Source organism: Pandoraea sp. NPDC087047, assembly GCF_044745225.1.
GTDB lineage: Bacteria > Pseudomonadota > Gammaproteobacteria > Burkholderiales > Burkholderiaceae > Pandoraea.
The window spans coordinates 320,576-338,064 of record NZ_JBIUZU010000001.1; the positions used below are offsets into that span (position 1 = coordinate 320,576).

The 17,489-nt window shown below is 62.5% G+C and carries 17 protein-coding genes; 7 read left to right on the plus strand and 10 right to left on the minus strand.

Going from position 1 to position 17,489, the window contains the following annotated elements:
- Positions 1-114: 114 nt before the first annotated feature.
- Together tkt and pgm are read left to right on the plus strand one after the other, a co-directional pair.
- Complete coding sequence (tkt, locus tag ACIPHM_RS01320; protein WP_400323641.1) at positions 115-2,223, plus strand: transketolase; 2,109 nt, start codon at positions 115-117, stop codon at positions 2,221-2,223.
- Positions 2,220-3,923 (plus strand): phosphoglucomutase (alpha-D-glucose-1,6-bisphosphate-dependent), encoded by a 1,704-nt coding sequence (gene pgm, locus ACIPHM_RS01325; protein WP_400323644.1) that lies wholly within the window; start codon positions 2,220-2,222, stop codon positions 3,921-3,923. Before tkt ends, pgm begins: the two co-directional genes overlap by 4 nt.
- Positions 3,924-3,951: 28 nt before the next feature.
- Here the strand turns inward: pgm and ACIPHM_RS01330 are convergent, their stop codons facing one another.
- Together ACIPHM_RS01330 and ACIPHM_RS01335 are read right to left on the minus strand one after the other, a co-directional pair.
- Complete coding sequence (locus tag ACIPHM_RS01330) at positions 3,952-5,241, minus strand: glucoamylase family protein (protein WP_400323647.1); 1,290 nt, start codon at positions 5,239-5,241, stop codon at positions 3,952-3,954.
- A 35-nt stretch (positions 5,242-5,276) separates the two neighbouring features.
- Entirely contained in the window at positions 5,277-5,585 is a 309-nt protein-coding gene (locus ACIPHM_RS01335) for a hypothetical protein (protein ID WP_400323650.1), read from the minus strand.
- 343 nt (positions 5,586-5,928) lie between these two features.
- On the opposite strand from ACIPHM_RS01335, the gene ACIPHM_RS01340 reads away from it, so the two are divergent.
- Complete coding sequence (locus tag ACIPHM_RS01340; protein ID WP_400323653.1) at positions 5,929-6,099, plus strand: hypothetical protein; 171 nt, start codon at positions 5,929-5,931, stop codon at positions 6,097-6,099.
- Between the two features lie 220 nt (positions 6,100-6,319).
- Complete coding sequence (locus ACIPHM_RS01345) at positions 6,320-6,622, plus strand: ABC transporter permease (RefSeq protein ID WP_400323656.1); 303 nt, start codon at positions 6,320-6,322, stop codon at positions 6,620-6,622.
- Between the two features lie 101 nt (positions 6,623-6,723).
- Here ACIPHM_RS01345 and ACIPHM_RS01350 read toward each other — a convergent pair whose 3' ends face one another.
- The 7 genes from ACIPHM_RS01350 to ACIPHM_RS01380 form a co-directional block, all read right to left on the minus strand.
- The gene (locus ACIPHM_RS01350) at positions 6,724-7,596 is read right to left on the minus strand and encodes an ABC transporter permease (protein ID WP_400324296.1); all 873 of its coding nucleotides are present in this window, start codon (positions 7,594-7,596) and stop codon (positions 6,724-6,726) included.
- 65 nt (positions 7,597-7,661) lie between these two features.
- Positions 7,662-8,552 carry an ABC transporter ATP-binding protein gene (locus ACIPHM_RS01355; protein WP_400323659.1) on the minus strand — a complete coding sequence of 297 codons (891 nt, stop codon included), beginning with the start codon at positions 8,550-8,552 and terminating at the stop codon, positions 7,662-7,664.
- A gap of 1 nt (position 8,553) precedes the next feature.
- Entirely contained in the window at positions 8,554-9,588 is a 1,035-nt protein-coding gene (locus tag ACIPHM_RS01360) for an ABC transporter substrate-binding protein (protein ID WP_400323662.1), read from the minus strand.
- A gap of 345 nt (positions 9,589-9,933) precedes the next feature.
- Positions 9,934-10,593 (minus strand): DapH/DapD/GlmU-related protein, encoded by a 660-nt coding sequence (locus ACIPHM_RS01365; RefSeq protein ID WP_400323665.1) that lies wholly within the window; start codon positions 10,591-10,593, stop codon positions 9,934-9,936.
- Positions 10,594-10,605: 12 nt separating this feature from the next.
- Positions 10,606-11,418 (minus strand): phosphonate ABC transporter, permease protein PhnE, encoded by an 813-nt coding sequence (gene phnE, locus ACIPHM_RS01370; protein ID WP_400323668.1) that lies wholly within the window; start codon positions 11,416-11,418, stop codon positions 10,606-10,608.
- Positions 11,419-11,515: 97 nt separating this feature from the next.
- Positions 11,516-12,298, minus strand: coding sequence for a phosphonate ABC transporter ATP-binding protein (locus tag ACIPHM_RS01375; RefSeq protein WP_400323671.1), 783 nt, complete (start codon positions 12,296-12,298; stop codon positions 11,516-11,518).
- Positions 12,299-12,369: 71 nt separating this feature from the next.
- Positions 12,370-13,269, minus strand: coding sequence for a phosphate/phosphite/phosphonate ABC transporter substrate-binding protein (locus ACIPHM_RS01380; protein ID WP_400323674.1), 900 nt, complete (start codon positions 13,267-13,269; stop codon positions 12,370-12,372).
- A gap of 241 nt (positions 13,270-13,510) precedes the next feature.
- Here ACIPHM_RS01380 and phnF point away from each other — a divergent pair, with 241 nt between their 5' ends.
- Positions 13,511-14,278 (plus strand): phosphonate metabolism transcriptional regulator PhnF, encoded by a 768-nt coding sequence (gene phnF, locus ACIPHM_RS01385; protein ID WP_400323677.1) that lies wholly within the window; start codon positions 13,511-13,513, stop codon positions 14,276-14,278.
- 50 nt (positions 14,279-14,328) lie between these two features.
- Here phnF and ACIPHM_RS01390 read toward each other — a convergent pair whose 3' ends face one another.
- The gene (locus tag ACIPHM_RS01390) at positions 14,329-14,832 is read right to left on the minus strand and encodes a winged helix-turn-helix transcriptional regulator (RefSeq protein ID WP_400323680.1); all 504 of its coding nucleotides are present in this window, start codon (positions 14,830-14,832) and stop codon (positions 14,329-14,331) included.
- 244 nt (positions 14,833-15,076) lie between these two features.
- On the opposite strand from ACIPHM_RS01390, the gene ACIPHM_RS01395 reads away from it, so the two are divergent.
- Entirely contained in the window at positions 15,077-15,718 is a 642-nt protein-coding gene (locus ACIPHM_RS01395) for an isochorismatase family cysteine hydrolase (RefSeq protein WP_400323683.1), read from the plus strand.
- Positions 15,715-17,292, plus strand: a complete 1,578-nt coding sequence (locus ACIPHM_RS01400) for an aldehyde dehydrogenase (NADP(+)) (RefSeq protein WP_400323685.1) — start codon at positions 15,715-15,717, stop codon at positions 17,290-17,292. Before ACIPHM_RS01395 ends, ACIPHM_RS01400 begins: the two co-directional genes overlap by 4 nt.
- The last annotated feature ends 197 nt before the right edge of the window (positions 17,293-17,489 follow it).

The window sequence follows — 17,489 nt, forward strand, 5'->3', positions numbered from 1 at the left end:
GGCAAAGCGCCATGGCACGTTTCGATGTTTCGATATCCGATGAGGTCCGAACCCGTGTTCGTGAATCAAACGGCATAGCAGCCAACCGTTGCACCATCGAGGGAGTTGTCAGCGATGCAACCCGATGATCTTGATCCGTTGTGCATCAACACCCTGCGCACCTTGTCGATAGACGCCGTGCAAAAGGCGCAATCCGGGCATCCCGGCACGCCAATGGATGCCGCACCGACGGCATATTGCCTGTGGCAGCGGTTCCTGCGATACGACCCGGAACACCCGCACTGGCCGGGGCGCGATCGCTTCGTGTTGTCCAACGGTCATGCTTGCGCGCTGCTGTACAGCTTGCTGCACTTGTGCGGTGTCAGGGCTGATGATTCGACGGATGGATTGGCCGTGACGATGGACGATCTGAAGTCGTTCCGGCAGGCCGGCAGCCGATGCACCGGACACCCCGAGTACGGGTGGACCACCGGTGTGGAGACCACGACCGGCCCGCTCGGCCAAGGCATTGCGACGAGTGTCGGCATGGCGATTGCGGGGCAATGGCTGAGTGCCACCTACGACCGCCCGGGCTTCACGCTATTCCATTACAACGTCTACGCGCTTTGTGGCGACGGCGACATGATGGAAGGGCTTGGCGCGGAAGCCGCGTCGCTCGCCGGTCATCTCAAGCTGGCCAATCTGTGCTGGATCTACGACGACAACCACATCACCATCGAGGGCTCGACTCGCCTTACGTTCACGGAGGATGTCGGGGCGCGTTTCGCCGCGTACGGCTGGCACATCGAACGCGTGAGCGACGCCAATGACCTGACGCAATTGACCCGCGCCTATCAGCGCTTTCTCGACACCCGCGACGCCCCCACCCTTATCATCGTGCAGAGTCATATCGGCTACGGTGCACCGCACCGGCAGGATACGCGTGAGGCCCATGGCGAACCGCTCGGTGTGGAGGAAGTTCGTCTTGCCAAAGAATTTTTCGGCAGCGATCCCGACAAGCAATTCGATGTGCCGGATGGCGTCACCGCCCATTTTCGCGACGGGTTCGGCCGCCGCGGGCGCGATGCCCATACCCGTTGGCTGGAGCGCTTTGCGGACTATCGGGCGCAGTATCCGGATCTGGCCGAAGCGCTGGATCGGATACACTCGCGCGAGTTGCCTGCCGGATGGGATAGCGCTCTGCCCGAATTTCCGCCGACCACAAGCGGTCTTTCGACACGCTCCGCTTCGGGGCAGGTGCTCAACGCCATTGCGTTACAAGTCCCCTGGCTGCTCGGGGGCGCCGCCGATCTGGCGCCCTCGACCCTCACCCGTCTCACGTTCGATCTCACGGGGGATTTTCAACCCGTCGACGCGCAGCCGGGCGGCGACTATCGAGGCCGGAATTTTCATTTTGGCGTGCGCGAGCATGCCATGTGCGCGATAGCCAACGGCATGAGCCTGTCGTCGCTACGACCGTTCGTCGCCAGCTTTCTGATCTTCACCGATTATTGCCGGGCGGCGATTCGGCTGGGGGCGATGATGGAATTGCCGCTCATCACCCTCTGGACGCACGACTCCATCAGCCTCGGGGAAGACGGGCCAACGCATCAACCGGTCGAGCAACTCGCGTCGCTGCGCGCCATGCCCGGCATGACCGTGTTGCGTCCGGCAGATGCCGGTGAAGTGGTCGAGGCGTGGCGCGTCATCATGACGCGCCAGCACGGCCCCGTCTGTCTGCTATTGACGCGTCAGGCCGTGCCGGTGCTGGACCGAACCCGTTACGGGAGCGCCGCAGGCGTGGCGCGGGGCGCCTACGTGCTGATCGATGCCTGCGATGAAATGGACATCGAAGACGGCACCCCGGACGTGCTATTGCTGGCCACCGGCAGCGAAGTTGCGCTTTGCGCTGCCGCGTACGACGAACTCAAGCGCGAAGGCATTCTCGCCCGGGTCATCAGCATGCCATCGTGGGAGATATTCGAGAGCCAGTCGCTCGCCTACCGAGACCACATCCTCCCGCCCTCGGTCGTCGCACGCGTGGCCGTCGAAGAAGCGTCGACCTTCGGATGGGAGCGGTATGCCGGGCATGAAGGTGCGATTCTCGGCCTGCATACGTTCGGCATGTCGGCCCCGCGCGAGGCGCTGGCTCGTCATTTCGGTTTCGATGTGGCGCATGTCGTCACGGCGGCCAAGGCGCAACTCATGCGTCACGGCACCAGAGCGCGTGGGGAGATGTCATGAGCGAGTCCAAAGGGAACGCGTCGGGAATTGCGTCGGGGGCGGCGTCGGTCAGCCCATATGCCGGAAAACTGTTATCGCCGGACAAGTGGGTCAATGTCTCCCGGCTGGTGACGGCGTACTACTGCAACACGCCGGACCCGGACGTCGCTGCCCAACGTGTGTCGTTCGGTACCTCCGGCCATCGCGGGTCTTCGTTTCTGACGACGTTCAACGAAGCGCACGTGCTGGCTATCAGCCACGCCATCTGCCGTTACCGTCAACAACAGGGCATCGACGGTCCGATGTTCATCGGCATCGATACGCATGCTTTGTCCGAACCCGCCTTCGCAACGGCAATGGAGGTATTCGCAGGCAATGGCCTGGACGTCATGATTTCGGCGGGCGGCGAATACACGCCCACGCCCGCGGTGTCTCATGCCATCGTCACTCACAACCGAGGGCGTACGGCCGGGCTTGCCGACGGCGTGGTCATCACACCATCGCACAATCCTCCCGATAACGGCGGCATCAAGTACAACCCACCCCATGGCGGGCCCGCAGAGTCCGCCGTGACCGACTGGATCGAAACGCAAGCCAACGAGCTGTTGCGCAGCGGAATGCAAACGATGCGGACGATGCCGCGCGTGAGCGTCGAGACGGCCATGCGTGCGTCCACAACGCGCCCCTACGACTTCCTGAATACCTATGTCGACGACCTGCACAACATCGTCGACATGGACTTGCTGCATACCTCCGGCCTTCACATGGGAGTCGACCCTTTGGGCGGGGCCGGCGTGCACTATTGGCCGGCGATTGTCGAACGATATCGACTCAATCTGACGATCACCCGCACGACCGTGGATCCGACATTCGGCTTCATGCCGGCCGATTGGGACGGCCGCATCCGCATGGACCCGTCGTCGGCCTACGCCATGCAGGGGCTAATCGCGCAGAAGGATGCGTTCGACGTCGCATTCGCTTGCGACACCGATCACGACCGACACGGCATCGTGACGTCAGGCGCGGGCCTGCTTCCGCCCAATCACTATTTCGTCGCGACAGTCGAGTACCTGTGCGAGCATCGTCCCGCATGGCCGCCTGCTGCCGCCATTGGCAAAACTGTCGTCGGCAGCCAATTGATCGATCGTCTGGCGTCGAAGCTCGGGCGGCGCATTTACGAGGTTCCCGTCGGATTCAAATGGTTTGCCGCCGGACTGCTTGACGCCTCGTTGGCCGTGGCCGGAGAAGAAAGCGCGGGCACGTGTTTCTTGCGGCGTGACGGCACTGTCTGGACAACCGACAAGGACGGCCTGGTTCCTGCGCTGCTGGCGGGCGAGATGATGGCACGCACCGGGCAAGATCCCGGCGCGCTGTACCAGACGTTGACGCACGCCTTGGGCTCACCGGTCGAAGCGCGGCGCGAGGCAAGTGCGACGCCGGCGCAACAGGCTGCGCTTGCCGCATTGACCGCCGACAAGGTGCATTCGAAGCGACTCGCCGGCGAGCCGATCAACGCAATCCTGACGCAGGCTCCCGGCAACGACGCGCCCATCGGCGGCCTGAAAGTCATGGCCGATCACGGCTGGTTTGCGGCGCGTCCGTCAGGCACGGAGCCGATCTACAAGATATACGGCGAGAGCTTTCAGGGAAGCCACCACTTGCAGCAACTGCTGAGTGAAGCGCAGGCCATTGTCGATGAAGCGTTGAAAGGTGCCGAGTGACACTGAGGCGCACCGCGTCGCCGCCAGGTCAAAGCGAACCACCCTGAAACCCCGCCTGACGCAGGCCTGTCGAGATGTAAGAGCAATGCCGCATCCACTTCCACGGCAAGCCGCTCAGGTAGTTCTCGATCATCAGTACGATCGGCCCCTGATTCAAACCGTAGTGCCACGGCGAAGTCCACCCGCCGGTCCCGCCACCCGGATCTGGGTAAGTGAGGTTGAAAGTCGATTTGAAGCCATAGGGATTGGATTTCGTCAGCTTCGCGCCGTGCAGGAAATGCTCCATTACGGGCAGCACGATCTCGGGGGCAAAGGGCAATGACGCGACGACCGCCCACGGCGCGAGCGTCCCGTCGTCGGGCCCGAACGGCACACCCCGTCCGAGGTAATCGTAGAACTTGCGACTCACGCCGTTGATCCTGAGCAGGTCAGGGCCGGGACCGTCGCTTGCCGTAATCCCCCAGCAGCATTCCCCGTAGCCGTTGTATTGCAGCGGATTGACGATACCGTATTGACGTTGCACGTAGGTGGCGCGTCGGCTGTTCTCGAAGTAGTCGCTGTTCCAGGCGCGCATGGCAGCGTCCTGTATGCCGCGAAAATCGATCCAGATGTGAGACAACTGGTGAGTAAATAGCGGTCCCGCGTAGAGATAATCGAAACCGTAGCAATGCTTCCACTCGTAGGTCGATGCCCAGGCCGTGTAGCTGCTCGGCCCCAGCGGATAGCTTGGCGACCCCAGGGCGAGAATGTAGAGAAGCAGCGCCTCGTCATACCCTTCCCAGCGATAGGGAATGAAGCCGTTTTCCGGACGCCACCCGTGGGTAAGCGTCTCCCCGCCGTTTTGAAACCAGGGCCAGTCGGCGCGCTGGTATAGCGCGTCGGCCAACTCCCTGATGGCTTTTTCTTCGGGTATCTGGCCGTCGAAATAGACGGCCGCCGTGAGCATGCCCGCGAGCAGGAATGCGGTGTCGACGGTCGAGAGCTCACATTGCCAGACGCGCCGCCCCGAACGCATGTCGAGAAAGTGATAGTAGAAACCGTGATAGCCCGTGGCATCGGCCTCGGGGCCCTGCGGACTGTTCCAGAAGAACCGCAGCGTCTTGAGCGTTCGCTCCGCTGCCGCGGCGCGCGACATCAGGCCACGCTCGACGCCGACCGGATAGGCGGCCAATGCCAGGCCCGTGGCGGCAATGCTGGCTGGCCAGCCGGGCGTCGTCTTGTCGAGCACCAGCCCGGTAACGTCGTCCGACTCGTGAAGAAAATAGCCGAAGGTCTCGGCCTGAAGCGATAACAGATCGCTTTCCATCTTCAGGGACATAACAATCGCCTCCGGCGCGTCAGGAGATTAACGTGTTATCGAAATTCGAGAGGCAGAAAAAGACTGATGCCCGGCGATGCCGGCGGTGCATACACCACAGGAGGTGCGCCATACACGTAGTCGCCCCCGCCGCCGCGGTACCCGTCGTAGTGACGCGGGCCCTCACGACGATACGTGTCGCGCCGCACGTCATGTTTCACATTCTGGCGCTCGACCTGATTGCCGCGATGTTCCGGCTCCGCACGCACCGCGCACGGTGCAAGCACGCACAGGATCGCCAACACGAGACCGAGCGTCGCCCCGAGGGGCCCCGTGCCGTGTCTTCGCAGGATTGAGGATTTCATCATTGACTCCTGTGTTCTCAGCCTTTGCGGCCCATGTGATGACCTTCGTTACGGAAGACGTGAATGACCGCACTCACGTTCGATTCGCCCATCTGTTATCGCGCCGCATCGGCAATCTGTCTGTTCGCTGCCGGACCATCCTCTGCTTATCCCTTGTTGGTCCTTGTTCATCCTGTCGACGACTGTTCGCTATCGGACAGACGCAGCGGGAGCCCTCCTCTAGCCTCTGGATGACGCTGCCGATGGAGGGAGTCCGAAAGCGGCAGTGACGGCCCTTGAGTGGGCCTGTACGTCAGCCCGGAGGCTGGTAAAGCACAGTCTTCAGGACGATAGGGAGAGGCTCATGTTCACGTGCAGAACCTGCGGCGAGGTGAGCGACTTTCCGGAGACGAGTCCGGAAGTCAACGATCTCGGTTTTTACTTCGATTGCCCCGGCTGCGGTGCGAGAAACAAGCTTGTCAACGTGGCCACACCTGGCGAGACGGCAGCGCTGGTGCAGCTTTCCGACGAGTAAACGACCACGCCGAACGGTCTGGCGCACTGAGTGGAGAATGCAGCATGGACTATGAAGATTGCGATACGTACGGGATGTACAAAACGCGCGCCGCAGCGGGCCCGAACAGAGCCTAGGGGCCCTTGCGCACGCCGTCACGCAGGCGCTGCCAACGCAGGCGTGACGGATCGAGCTCGTAAGCCCCGGCACGAGCGTATCGCCTGCCTGCCGGGCGGCCGCAATGAAACCGGAGACAGGGATATTGCGCGGTGCGATGCTGACGTTCTGGCGCGTCACGTTACCGCTCATCAAGCCGGGGATCGTGGCGGGCGCGGTTTTCGCGGCGGTGACGTCGTTTGGCGAGGTGTCGGTCAGCTTGTTCCTGACGGCGCCGGATACCGTCACGATGCCCGTGCGCATCTTCACCTACATCGATCAGACCCTCGATCCGGTCGTCAATGCGGTGTCCGCAATATTCATCGGCGTGGCGGTGCTGGCGCTCGTCCTGATCGAAAAGACCATCGGCTTGACCAAGGCGCTGTAAGCCGCAGCAGGACGAGCCATTGTGCGCACGAACACCGTCGCCGCAGTGCGCTCGTCCTCGCGGAGGTTTCCGGTCGGTCCAACGTTCGTATCGTTAGCCGCCTAGACGCTCTGCATCCCCCAACGCCGCACCGTCCATCGCGCGAGCGTATCGAAGACGAGATGCTCCACGAGCAAACCGATCAGAATCACGGTCAGCAACCCGGCGAAGACCCGGTCGGTATAAAGCTCGTTGCGGTTCTGATAGATGTACCAACCCAGCCCGCCGGCACCGGTGTTCGCGCCGAAGACCAGTTCGGCGGCGATCAGCGTGCGCCAGGCGAAGGCCCAGCCCACGCGAAGTCCCGATAGCACCGACGGCAGCGCTGCGGGCGTCAGAATCCAGACCACCTGCCGCAGTCCCGACAGTCCGTAGTTCCGGCCGATCATGCGCAGCGTGGGCGACACCGATTCGAATCCGGTGAAGATACTCAACGACAAGGGCCATAAGACCGAGTGCACGAGCACGAAGAGCAGGCTCCCGGTGCCCAGGCCGAACCAGAGCAGCGCCAGCGGCAGCAGTGCAATCGAGGGCAGCGGATTGAACATGCCCGTCAGCAACGACAGCAAGTCGCGCCCGACAGCGCTCGACATGGCGAGCGACGTCAGCGCAAACGCGCACAACACACCGAGGCCGTAACCCCGCAGTAACACCCAGAGCGAGGTGCCGGTGCGTGCGAGCAGTTCGCCACTGATGGCACTCTCCCACCACGCGCGTGCCGTGGCGCTTGCGCTCGGCAGCAACAGATCGTTATCCACCCAGCGCGCAGCGATTTCCCACAATACAATCAGGACGAGACCGATCAGCAGCTTGCGCCAGAAGCTCGGACTTGCGCTCCATCGGCGGATGCTTTTGTCGGCGCCCTTTCCCGTCGACGATGACGCCGATCCTTTCCCCGGCGCGCCGTCATGACGACGCACCGCTCGCGGGAAAATACGTTCGGGGCGGCGCGGCGGACGAAGCCGGACAATTTCGGGGGGTGGCGAACTCAAGTCGTCTCCTACGTGTTTCGCAGCGGCGCAGGCTCGCCGAACAACAAGTCGTGAATACGCGCTGTCGCGCGCCGGAAGTCGGGCGACGCCATATCGTCGAGGCCGAAGGTTCCCGCGTCGAGTTCGGCGCGCAGGCGTCCCGGCTGGCCGTCGAGCAAGACGATCCGGCTGCCGACGATGAGCGCTTCTTCGATGGAGTGTGTAACGAACAGGAGCGTGACGCGGGTGTCGTCCCACAGGCGCAGCAATTCTTCCTGCATCCGCGAGCGGGTGAGCGCATCGAGCGCGGCGAAGGGTTCGTCCATGAGCAACACGCGCGGACGCACGGCCAGCGCACGGGCAATCGCCACCCGCTGTTTCATGCCGCCCGAGAGCGTATGCGGGAAAGCGTCGGCAAATCGGGAGAGGCCGACTTTGTCCAGCGTTTCAAGCGCGCGCTCGCGGGCTTCCCGACGCGATAGTCCCTTCGCGATGCGCAGCGGAAACATTACGTTCTGCACGACGGTCTTCCACGGCGCGAGTTGGTCGAACTCCTGAAACACCACCATCCGGTCGATGCCCGGTCCGGTGACGGATTGCCCGTCGAGCACAATCTCGCCGCGCGTCGGCTTGACGAAGCCCCCGATGGCCTTGAGCAGCGTTGATTTCCCGCAGCCCGACGGTCCGAGCAGCACGAGGCGATCGGCCCCGTAGACGTCGAACGACACATCGTTTACCGCCGCTACATGGCGCGCGTGAGCGCGGAACTCGATGTCGAGGCCGCGCACTTCGAGAACACGCTCGCCGACGCCTTCTTCCAGGGTTCGTGCGCCCTGCGCTTCGTCTTGCACAGGGAACGGCGCAAGACCCGCCGTGGCGGGATTGGTCCAGGCGCGTTGAGGAAGGCTCGTCGCACGCATCTCAACTACCCTGCCCCAGCGCCGGCGCTTCGAAGAAATAGTCTTTCCAGGATGCCGGCTTGTGACGCACGGCACCCACGCGCTGCATGAATTGCGCGAGGCCCAGCGTGTTCTGCGGGGTGATCGAGAAGTTGACCTTCGGGTCGGTGATGATGCTCACCAGCAGCTTCTTGTCGGTCTTCGACTGATTCACGCGAAGGTAAGTGTCGGCCGCCGCCTCCGGTTGCCGTTTGACGAAATCTGCCGCGCGAGCGAGGGCCAGCACAAAGGCCCGGTAGGTCTTCGGATTGTCGTTGCGGAATTTCTCCGTCGCATAAAGCACGGTGGCGGAGCTTGGGCCGCCGAGCACTTCATAGGAATCGAGCACGATATGCGCACGCGGATTGGCAGCCAGTTCCTGCTCCTGGAACGGCGGCGTGCCGAAGTGGCCCGTAATCTCCGTGCCACCAGCGATGATGGCCGCGGCGGCGTCCGGATGCGACATCGTCTGCGTCCATTTGTCGAGGCGGTCGAAGGCGCCGTCGCCCCACTGCTTCGCCGCAGCGTATTGCAACACACGCGACTGCACGGAGACGCCGAGCGCAGGCAGAGCGATGCGGTCCTTCTCGGTGAAGTCGGCAATGGTCCGAATCTTCGGATTGTTGCTCACGAGGTAATACGGCAGACTGCCCAGCGATGCCACGCCACGCACGTTCTGACGGCCGTAAGTCCGGTCCCACACGGTAATGAGCGGGCCAACGCCTGCGCCGGCAATGTCGATCGCGCCGGAAAGCAGTGCATCGTTGATAGCGGCACCGCCCGACAGGCGCGCCCAATCGACCTTGACGTCGATCCCGAGCTTTTGGCCTTCCTGCTCGATAAGCTGCTGATCGCGAACCACGTTCAGCAGCAGATACACGATGCCGAACTGTTCGGCGATCCGGATGCGCCCTTCGGCATGCGCCGCGGGCACGGCCAGCACGCATGACAGGCCGATCAGCAGGGTGCGCGTCACACGCGCGGGACGGCGAAACAAGGAAGCCAGGACAAAACGCATGAGCGACGTCGACCTCAGAGGGACAGGAGAAGCCGAAAAAGTAGCGGCGGCTCCCCCCGAGGTCAACGAAGCGAATCACACAAGGTTATGGCGCTTCGGCATAAGCCTGTCCGGACGGGGGCGGCACGGTGTCGGTGACGTCCGACAACGCGCCATACGCGCCATACGCGGCATTACAGGCACCGCTCGACAGTCTCGACATTGTCGGACGCGTGATCTGGCGCGGCGCCCTGCTCTAACGTCGTTTCCACACATTTGCGGGGGCCATCGCCACGCGCCCACCCGGCGCTCCGCTCATGCCGAGTGAGCGCCGGTGCGAGAGCACTTCACCCCAGGGAAATGGATTTACCGTTCGTACTTCTCAACGAACGCTTCCGCGTTGAGCGCCCGGAAATCCGCCAGCGCGGCGTCGAGCTGGGCCGGGTTCCAATCCCACCATGCGATGGCCTGCATGCGCTGGGCCGTGCGCTCATCCATGCGAAAACGCAGCACCTTGCCCGGCACGCCGACGACGATAGCGTAAGGCGGCACGTCCCTCGTGACGACGGCCCCCGAGCCGATGGCCGCGCCCGTCCCGATGCTCACTCCCGGCATGACGATCGCGTTGTGCCCGATCCAGACATCCGGCCCGATCGTGACGGCATCCTGAGCACGCCAGTCGAAGATCTCGGCATCGTCGTCGAGCGACATGCCGTACGAGCGCGAGCGATACGTGAAGTGATGCAGCGTGGCACGCCACATCGGATGATTCGACGGATTGATACGCACGCCGGTCGCAATATTCACGAATTTGCCGATATGCGCATGCGCGATCTGGTTGTTGCCCATCGCGTATCCGTAGTCGCCAATCGCTGACGAGCGCACCGCCGAATTCGGTCCCAGATACGTGAAGCGGCCAAAATCGCTATCGCGCACAAGCGACGTCGGATCGATCTCCGGCATCTCGGTCATGACACGGGCGCCGGTCCACGGATCGGCCCCCTCCCCACAGTTGATACGTTGCATGCTGCCCTGTCCTCAATGCACCAGACTGCGCAGGTACGCCGACGCGCGCTCCGCACAAGCCACCAGTACGAACGTGACGATCAGCAGATACGACACCGTCTGATAGTCGAAAAGGTTCATCGCCGTGAGCAACTGGAAGCCGATGCCGCCCGCGCCGACGAAACCGAGCACGAGCGACGAGCGGAGATTCTCGTCGAAGCGGAACAACCCGATGCCGAGCAGCGACGGCAAGACGCCCGGCACCACCGCATGCGTGAGCACCGCCATTCGACCCGCACCCGTGAGCGTCAGTGCTTCGACCGGCCCCATATCCATGTCTTCGATCACTTCGGCAAACAGACGCCCCAGCATGCCGACCGAATGCACCGCCAGGGCCAGCGCGCCGGGGAACGGGCCGAGCCCGACCGCCGTCACAAACAGCAGCGCCCACACCAGATCGGGCACCGCGCGCGTGACGCCGATCACAGCGCGCGCGCCGTAGTAAAACGGCAGTCCCGGCGTCACATTCCTGGCCGCCAGAATCGCCAGCGGGAACGCCAGCACAATGCCGAACACCGTACCGAAGATAGCCAGATCGATGGTCTCAAGCACCGGCCGCAGATTTGGGATGAACTGTGCGAAGTCCGGCGGCATGGCGCGCGAGATGATGTCAGCCATGCCGTGCGCGCCAGTGATCAGGTCTTGCGGACGCGCCTGAACGACGATCCACGCCTGCACGAACAACGCCAGCGCGATAAGCACCCCGCCTATCGTCAGCGCGTGACGCAAGCCCGCAGGCATGTCTCCGGGACTGCGACCGCCCCTCATTTCAAGTGCAGTGCTCATTACGACTCATTTTCCTCGTTAAGCATCGTCAAGCCGCGTCAGGCCGCATCAGGCCGAGTTGGTCCGAGTTAGACCGAGTCAAGCCGAGTTAGCCTGGTTAGGCCTCGGTGACATAAAGACTGGAGATCTGCCGGGCGGGCACTTCGCTCGCCGGTTGATCGAACGCCATCACCCCACGGCGCAGGCCAACCATGCGATCCGCATAACGCATCGCAAGGTCCGGCTGGTGCAGCACGACAATGACCGCCAGACCGTCTTCGGTCGCCAGTCGCCGCAACAGACGCATGACTTCGTCGGCGGCTTCGGGGTCGAGACTCGCGACTGGCTCGTCGGCGAGCAGCACGTGCGGCGCTTGCGACAGTGCGCGCGCCACCGCGACGCGTTGCGCCTGCCCGCCCGAGAGCGTGCCCGCACGTTGATTCTCGAGATGCAGCAGGCCCACTTCGTCGAGATAAGCGCGCGCCGGTTCAATCGCTTCGCGCGGCACGCGGCCCAGTGCCGTGGCGAATGTGCGATGACGGCCAAGCGCGCCGCTGCACACGTTGGCGATCACGCTGCGACGCTTGACCAGATTGGCGTTCTGGGAAATCAGCGCGAGCGGCAAACGCGCTTCGCGAAGCGGCTCGCCGGACAACTTGACGAGATCGCGGCCAGCCAGATTGACGCTGCCGGTCGTCGGGCGATTGATGCCGACCACGCATTTCATGAAGGTCGATTTTCCGGAGCCATTGCTGCCGAGCACCACGACCATTTCGCCGGCCGAGACCGACAGATTGAAGTCACGCAACGCGGTATGACCATTCGCGTAGCACATCGTCAGATCTTGAACGGCGAGCTTCACGCCGGGCGCCAGCCGCGTACGGCGAAAGGCCCCGGGCATGACGGCCCCGGCGGCCGCGAATGCGTCAGCCGGGGTCAATGCCAGTCCGTCCGCTACTTTGGACAAAGTGTTCACAGTTTGGACAGGTCGATATGGAGGGTGGAGACGAGATCGCGAATCTGGTTGTAGGCCGCGTCGGTCTGCGGCACCGTCTTGAGGGCCGGCGTGGCGTTGGCGATCATGAACTTTTGATCGGCTTCCGGCAGTTCCTTCAGATCGAGGTTCGACAGGATCTTCCCCAGACGCGCCTTAAACTCGGCCGGCAGATCGCCGCGCACGGCCATCGGGTCGACCGGAATCGGATCCGACTTCCACAGCGTCACATACGCCTTGTCGTCGTACTCGCCATGCAAACGCGCGCTGGCGATTTCTTCGCTGTTGAGCTCGCCGGCTTCGACCTTATGGTTACGCAGCGCTTCGAACGATGCCGTGTGGCTGCCAGCATAGATCGCCTTCACGCCCTTGTCCGGATCGATGCCGTTCTTGCGCAGACCGTAAGCCGGGAACAGGTGGCCCGAAGTCGATGCCGGATCTGCGTACGCGAACGACTTGCCCGCGGCGTCGGCCAGCGTCTTCACGCTCGAACCCGGCCACGTGACGATCGACGCGTAATAGTTCTGCGGCGAGCCGTTTTCATTGGCAAACGTGGCCACAGCGTCGGCGTGCGCGACCTGATGCGCCAGCACGTAGCCAAGCGGACCGAACTGAGCGAATTCGAGCTTGTTGTTGCGCATCGCCTCGATCTCGGCGTTGTAGCTCGTTGCGATGTAGAGCTCGACCTTGCAACCGAGCTTGTCGCCGATCAGCTTGGCGATGTCCGTGTAGACGGGCAGCATGCGCGCCGACGATTCATACGGCTCGACGCCGAAGCGCACGACACCGTCGTTCGGGCACTCGCCAGCGGCGTGTGCTGCGCCGCTGGCAACGGCAGCAAAGAAGGCAACAGCGGCGAAGCGTTTGAGTGCTTTCATGAATTCCCTCTGGGGTTGTACAACGGGCCTGCGAAAACTTTGCTGCGGATTCTAGGAGCCGCATATGACAGAACCGTGATTGATTTATCTGAACGTCTAGATGAATTTATTACTAAAAATTAGGCGTGTGAAACATGACATTTCTGCGTCCGGTAACGTCACAGTCACACATCCATCACGGCTCGCGCACTACAATGCGCCCCAAACCATGAACGTTTGAAGTAGGGGAGATGACATCGCTATGACAGCGAGCGGGAATGCAGTGCCGACGGAAAGTATTGCGCGTGTGGAACGTGGCGCGGGGGTGGCGGTCTGGCGACAGATCGAACAGATCCTCGCCAAGGAAATTGCCGCCAACGGCTTCGGCGACGACGGCCGTTTGCCGAGCGAGGGGGAACTGGCCAAACGTTTCGACGTGAACCGTCATACGGTGCGCCGTGCTGTGATGGGCCTGGCGGCCAATGGCCTCGTGAGCATCGAGCAAGGGCGCGGCACTTTCGTGCAGCCCGGCGCGATCGACTACCTGATCGGGCGTCGCACACGCTTTACCGAGAATCTGCGTCAGCAACATCACGCCGCCGAGGGACAGATGCTCTCGGCCGTGCGTCTTCAGGCGGAACCGGCCATCGCCCAGGAACTCGCGCTGCGTGCGCGGGCGCCGGTATGGCGTATCGAGTCGCTGCATGCGTCAGATGGCGTGCCGCTCACCTATGCGCGCAACTGGTATCCGGCAGCGCGCTTTCCGGATCTGCCGAGTCTTCTGGAAGAGGACAGCAGCATCACGCACGCGCTCGCAACGATGGGCGTGGCGGACTATCTGCGTAAGTGGAGCCGAATCGGCAGCGTGCTGCCCGATACCGAAATTGCATGGCGGCTTGGCATCAATCGTCAGCAACCGGTGCTGTGGGTCGAGAACGTGGACGTCGACCTGGAGGATGTGCCGATCAAATACGGCATCACGTACTTTGCCGCCGACCGCGTCCAACTGATGGTCGATACGTCGATGTAAGCGAAGCGAGGCACCCGCAAGCTGTGGTGCCAGCCCCAATCCCGCCCCGCTCAGACGGGGCCGGTCTTTCCTTTGAAGACAGCGTGGCGTTGCGCTCTTTCCTTGGCGAATTTGTCGCTCAGTCGCGCGTCGAGGTCTTTTCGTTCGACCCGAACGCCGCAATGCGTGCACACGTTGTCCAGCCCTACGTCGTGCCCGCACTCCTGATGCGAATACAGCACCGCCACGCCCTCGTCAGGTGCCTTGCACCACGTCTCTCCCCACGCCCGTAACGCCTGAACGACGGGATACACCTCCCTGCCCTTTTCGGTCAGGCGATATTCATATCGCCGGGGCTTCTCGCTGTACAGATGACGCGCCACCATGCCGTTGGCCTCAAGCGCCTTCAGGCGCGACGTGAGCATCTGCGGGGTCGCTTCGGTCTGGATCTGAATCTCTTCGAAGCGCGTGGCGCCCATGAACAACTCGCGCAGACAGAGCATTGTCCAGCGGTCGCCAACGATGTCCAGCGACCTGGACACCGGGCATACCGTGGACTCTCCAAGCTTGACCATTTGCCTCATTCCTCCGCAGTTACTATTTTTTTCATAGTAACACAAAAAAATCTATCGCCTACGGCTTGCGTTGCGTCACAAATACGGCTCTTCCCCTTTATTTACTTGACACTATGATTTTCATAGTTATATTCTCCGCCTATGCCGTTGCATACCCCCGGGGCCGCCCGACATACGGCCCGGCCAGCGATATCCCACCGCAGGAACGGTGGTCCCATCGCCCTTTTTCAAGTGGAGAATCGAGATGTCGAATGCTGTATATCAGGTGGAGAGAACCGGCCTTCTGTTGGTCGATCCGTACAACGACTTCCTGTCCGAAGGCGGCAAGTTGTTCCCAATGATCAAGGAGATCGCGACCAATGTCCGCCTTCTCGACAACTTGCGCGCAGCCGTCGATGCCGCACGCAAAGCCGGGATTCAGATCTTTTACGTGCCGCACCGTCGCTGGCAGCCGGGCGATTACGACAGTTGGGATCATCCGAATCCGACGCAGCGCCTGATTCAGCAGCGCCACACGTTTGCAAAGGGCACCTGGGGCGGAGAGTGGCACCCCGATTTCGTGCCGCAGGAGAACGACATCATCATTCAGGAGCATTGGGCGCAAAGCGGGTTTGCCAATACCGATCTTGACTTCCAGCTCAAGCAGCACGGCATCACGCATGTCATTGCCACGGGGCTGCTTGCCAACACCTGCATCGAGTCCACGAGCCGCTTCGCAATGGAACTCGGCTACCACGTAACGCTCGTTCGCGACGCCACCGCGGCATTCACACAGGAACTGATGCGCGCCGCCCATGACCTCAACGGTCCCACATTCGCACACGAAATCCTTACGACGGAAGCACTGGTCGCCGCGCTGGCGGCAGCTCAGGGAGAGAAAGCATGAAGATCACCGGAAACCTGTTCATCGGAGCGCACGAAGTCTGGGCCAATGCGGGCACGATGAAGGCCTTGAATCCCGCGACAAACGAAGAAATCGAACCGTCGTTCGCTTTTGGCGGACGTGAGGAGGTCGATCGTGCCGCCATGCTGGCCGACGAGGCATTCGACAGCTATAACGCGACATCGCTGCCCAGGCGCGCGGAATTCCTCGAACGCATCGCGACGGGTCTGGAAGCCATTGCCCCGGCCCTCGCCGAACGCATTTCGCTGGAAACGGGCCTCCCCGCTACCCAGTTGGAAGGCGAGGCCATCAAGTCCGCAGAGCAGTTTCGTCAATTCGCTGCTGTCGTCAGACAAGGGCGATTCCGTCAGGCGACGATCGATCCCGCCCTTCCCGACCGGCAGCCGCGCCCGCGCATGGATCACCGCATGCAAAAGATCGGGCTCGGTCCCATCGCGATCTTTGGTGCGAGCAATTTCCCCATCTCTTATTCGGTGGCGGGCGGCGATACCGCGTCAGCGCTGGCAGCCGGTTGCCCGGTGATCGTCAAGGCACACAATGCCCATCCGGGCGGTTCCGAACTGATGGCCCGCGTCATTCAGCAGGCTGTTGCAGATTCGGGCTTGCACGAGGGTGTGTTTTCGATGGTGCGAGGCGGTGGAAACGCCGTGGGAGAAACTCTCATCGATCATCCGCTGGTCAAGGGCGTTGCTTTCACGGGCTCCGAGGTTGGCGGTATGGCCCTGTATCGGCGCGCACAGCAACGCCCCGATCCGATCCCGGTATTCACCGAAATGACCAGCGTCAATCCGACGTTCGTGCTGCCTGCCGCGTTGGCGGCACGTGGTGCCAGTATCGGCGACGGCTTTGGCGAGCGCATGCTGGTCAACGTCGGACAGGCCTGCCTGAAGCCCGCCATCCTCCTCGCAGTCGCCGGCATCGGTTACGACGCGCTGCGCGAGGCGCTCATCGCACGTGTTGCGGCTATGCACGCCCGCCCGATGTTGACGCCAGGCATCTGGAAGTCCTACACGCAAAACCTCAGCGATCGCGAAGGCGCCGGCGCACAACGCATCGCGCAAGGAGGTGCGGCCCAAGGGGTATGGGACGGGCAATCGGCACTCCTCGAGGTCGACGGCACGCAAATGCTCGAGTCGCCATCGCTTTTCGAAGAGGTATTTGGCCCTGCGGCGCTGCTAGTGCGAGTGAAAGATGTCGCGCAGTTCGTCGCGCTGGCGAAGCAGTTCCGTGGCCAGCTCTCGGCCACGATGCAGATCGACGAAGACGATTTCGAACTCGCCTCATGTCTTTTGCCGACGCTGGAGCGCCGCACGGGGCGCATTGTGATCAACGCCTTCGCGCATCCCCAGGAAGTGTCGTACGCATCGATTCACGGCGGCCCGTTTCCCGCCACTTCGGATAGTCGCTTCACTTCCGTGGGAATGACGTCGATCGAACGCTTTCTCCGTCCGGTGTGTTACCAGGGCTTCCCGGACGCGCTTCTGCCCGAAGCACTGAAACACGGTAATCCGAGGGCGCTATGGCGGCTGACGTTTGGCGAACTGTCGAAGGCATGAGCGCCGGTGTCCTCAGGCGCATCTAGGTGAGTCAGGACCGGCGGCGTTGTCGCCGGTCCAGGGCAATGGCACGTCCGAATCGGGACTGCCGGGAACCTCTGTTGTCGATGAACTTCCACCGGTCGTGCCTTGCGTGTCTGCGCTGGGATAGCACGCGAATCAGACCCGTCTGATGGCTTCGTCTCAAGGGAATTGAT

Excerpts from the sequence above, each read along its gene's own strand:
- tkt (WP_400323641.1), top strand. The coding sequence starts at position 115 with ATGCAACCCGATGATCTTGATCCGTTGTGCATCAACACCCTGCGCACC.
- pgm (WP_400323644.1), top strand. The coding sequence starts at position 2,220 with ATGAGCGAGTCCAAAGGGAACGCGTCGGGAATTGCGTCGGGGGCGGCG.
- ACIPHM_RS01330 (WP_400323647.1), bottom strand. The coding sequence starts at position 5,241 with ATGTCCCTGAAGATGGAAAGCGATCTGTTATCGCTTCAGGCCGAGACC.
- ACIPHM_RS01335 (WP_400323650.1), bottom strand. The coding sequence starts at position 5,585 with ATGAAATCCTCAATCCTGCGAAGACACGGCACGGGGCCCCTCGGGGCG.
- ACIPHM_RS01340 (WP_400323653.1), top strand. The coding sequence starts at position 5,929 with ATGTTCACGTGCAGAACCTGCGGCGAGGTGAGCGACTTTCCGGAGACG.
- ACIPHM_RS01345 (WP_400323656.1), top strand. The coding sequence starts at position 6,320 with ATGAAACCGGAGACAGGGATATTGCGCGGTGCGATGCTGACGTTCTGG.
- ACIPHM_RS01355 (WP_400323659.1), bottom strand. The coding sequence starts at position 8,552 with ATGCGTGCGACGAGCCTTCCTCAACGCGCCTGGACCAATCCCGCCACG.
- ACIPHM_RS01360 (WP_400323662.1), bottom strand. The coding sequence starts at position 9,588 with ATGCGTTTTGTCCTGGCTTCCTTGTTTCGCCGTCCCGCGCGTGTGACG.
- ACIPHM_RS01365 (WP_400323665.1), bottom strand. The coding sequence starts at position 10,593 with ATGCAACGTATCAACTGTGGGGAGGGGGCCGATCCGTGGACCGGCGCC.
- phnE (WP_400323668.1), bottom strand. The coding sequence starts at position 11,418 with ATGAGCACTGCACTTGAAATGAGGGGCGGTCGCAGTCCCGGAGACATG.
- ACIPHM_RS01375 (WP_400323671.1), bottom strand. The coding sequence starts at position 12,298 with ATGCCCGGGGCCTTTCGCCGTACGCGGCTGGCGCCCGGCGTGAAGCTC.
- ACIPHM_RS01380 (WP_400323674.1), bottom strand. The coding sequence starts at position 13,269 with ATGAAAGCACTCAAACGCTTCGCCGCTGTTGCCTTCTTTGCTGCCGTT.
- phnF (WP_400323677.1), top strand. The coding sequence starts at position 13,511 with ATGACAGCGAGCGGGAATGCAGTGCCGACGGAAAGTATTGCGCGTGTG.
- ACIPHM_RS01390 (WP_400323680.1), bottom strand. The coding sequence starts at position 14,832 with ATGGTCAAGCTTGGAGAGTCCACGGTATGCCCGGTGTCCAGGTCGCTG.
- ACIPHM_RS01395 (WP_400323683.1), top strand. The coding sequence starts at position 15,077 with ATGTCGAATGCTGTATATCAGGTGGAGAGAACCGGCCTTCTGTTGGTC.
- ACIPHM_RS01400 (WP_400323685.1), top strand. The coding sequence starts at position 15,715 with ATGAAGATCACCGGAAACCTGTTCATCGGAGCGCACGAAGTCTGGGCC.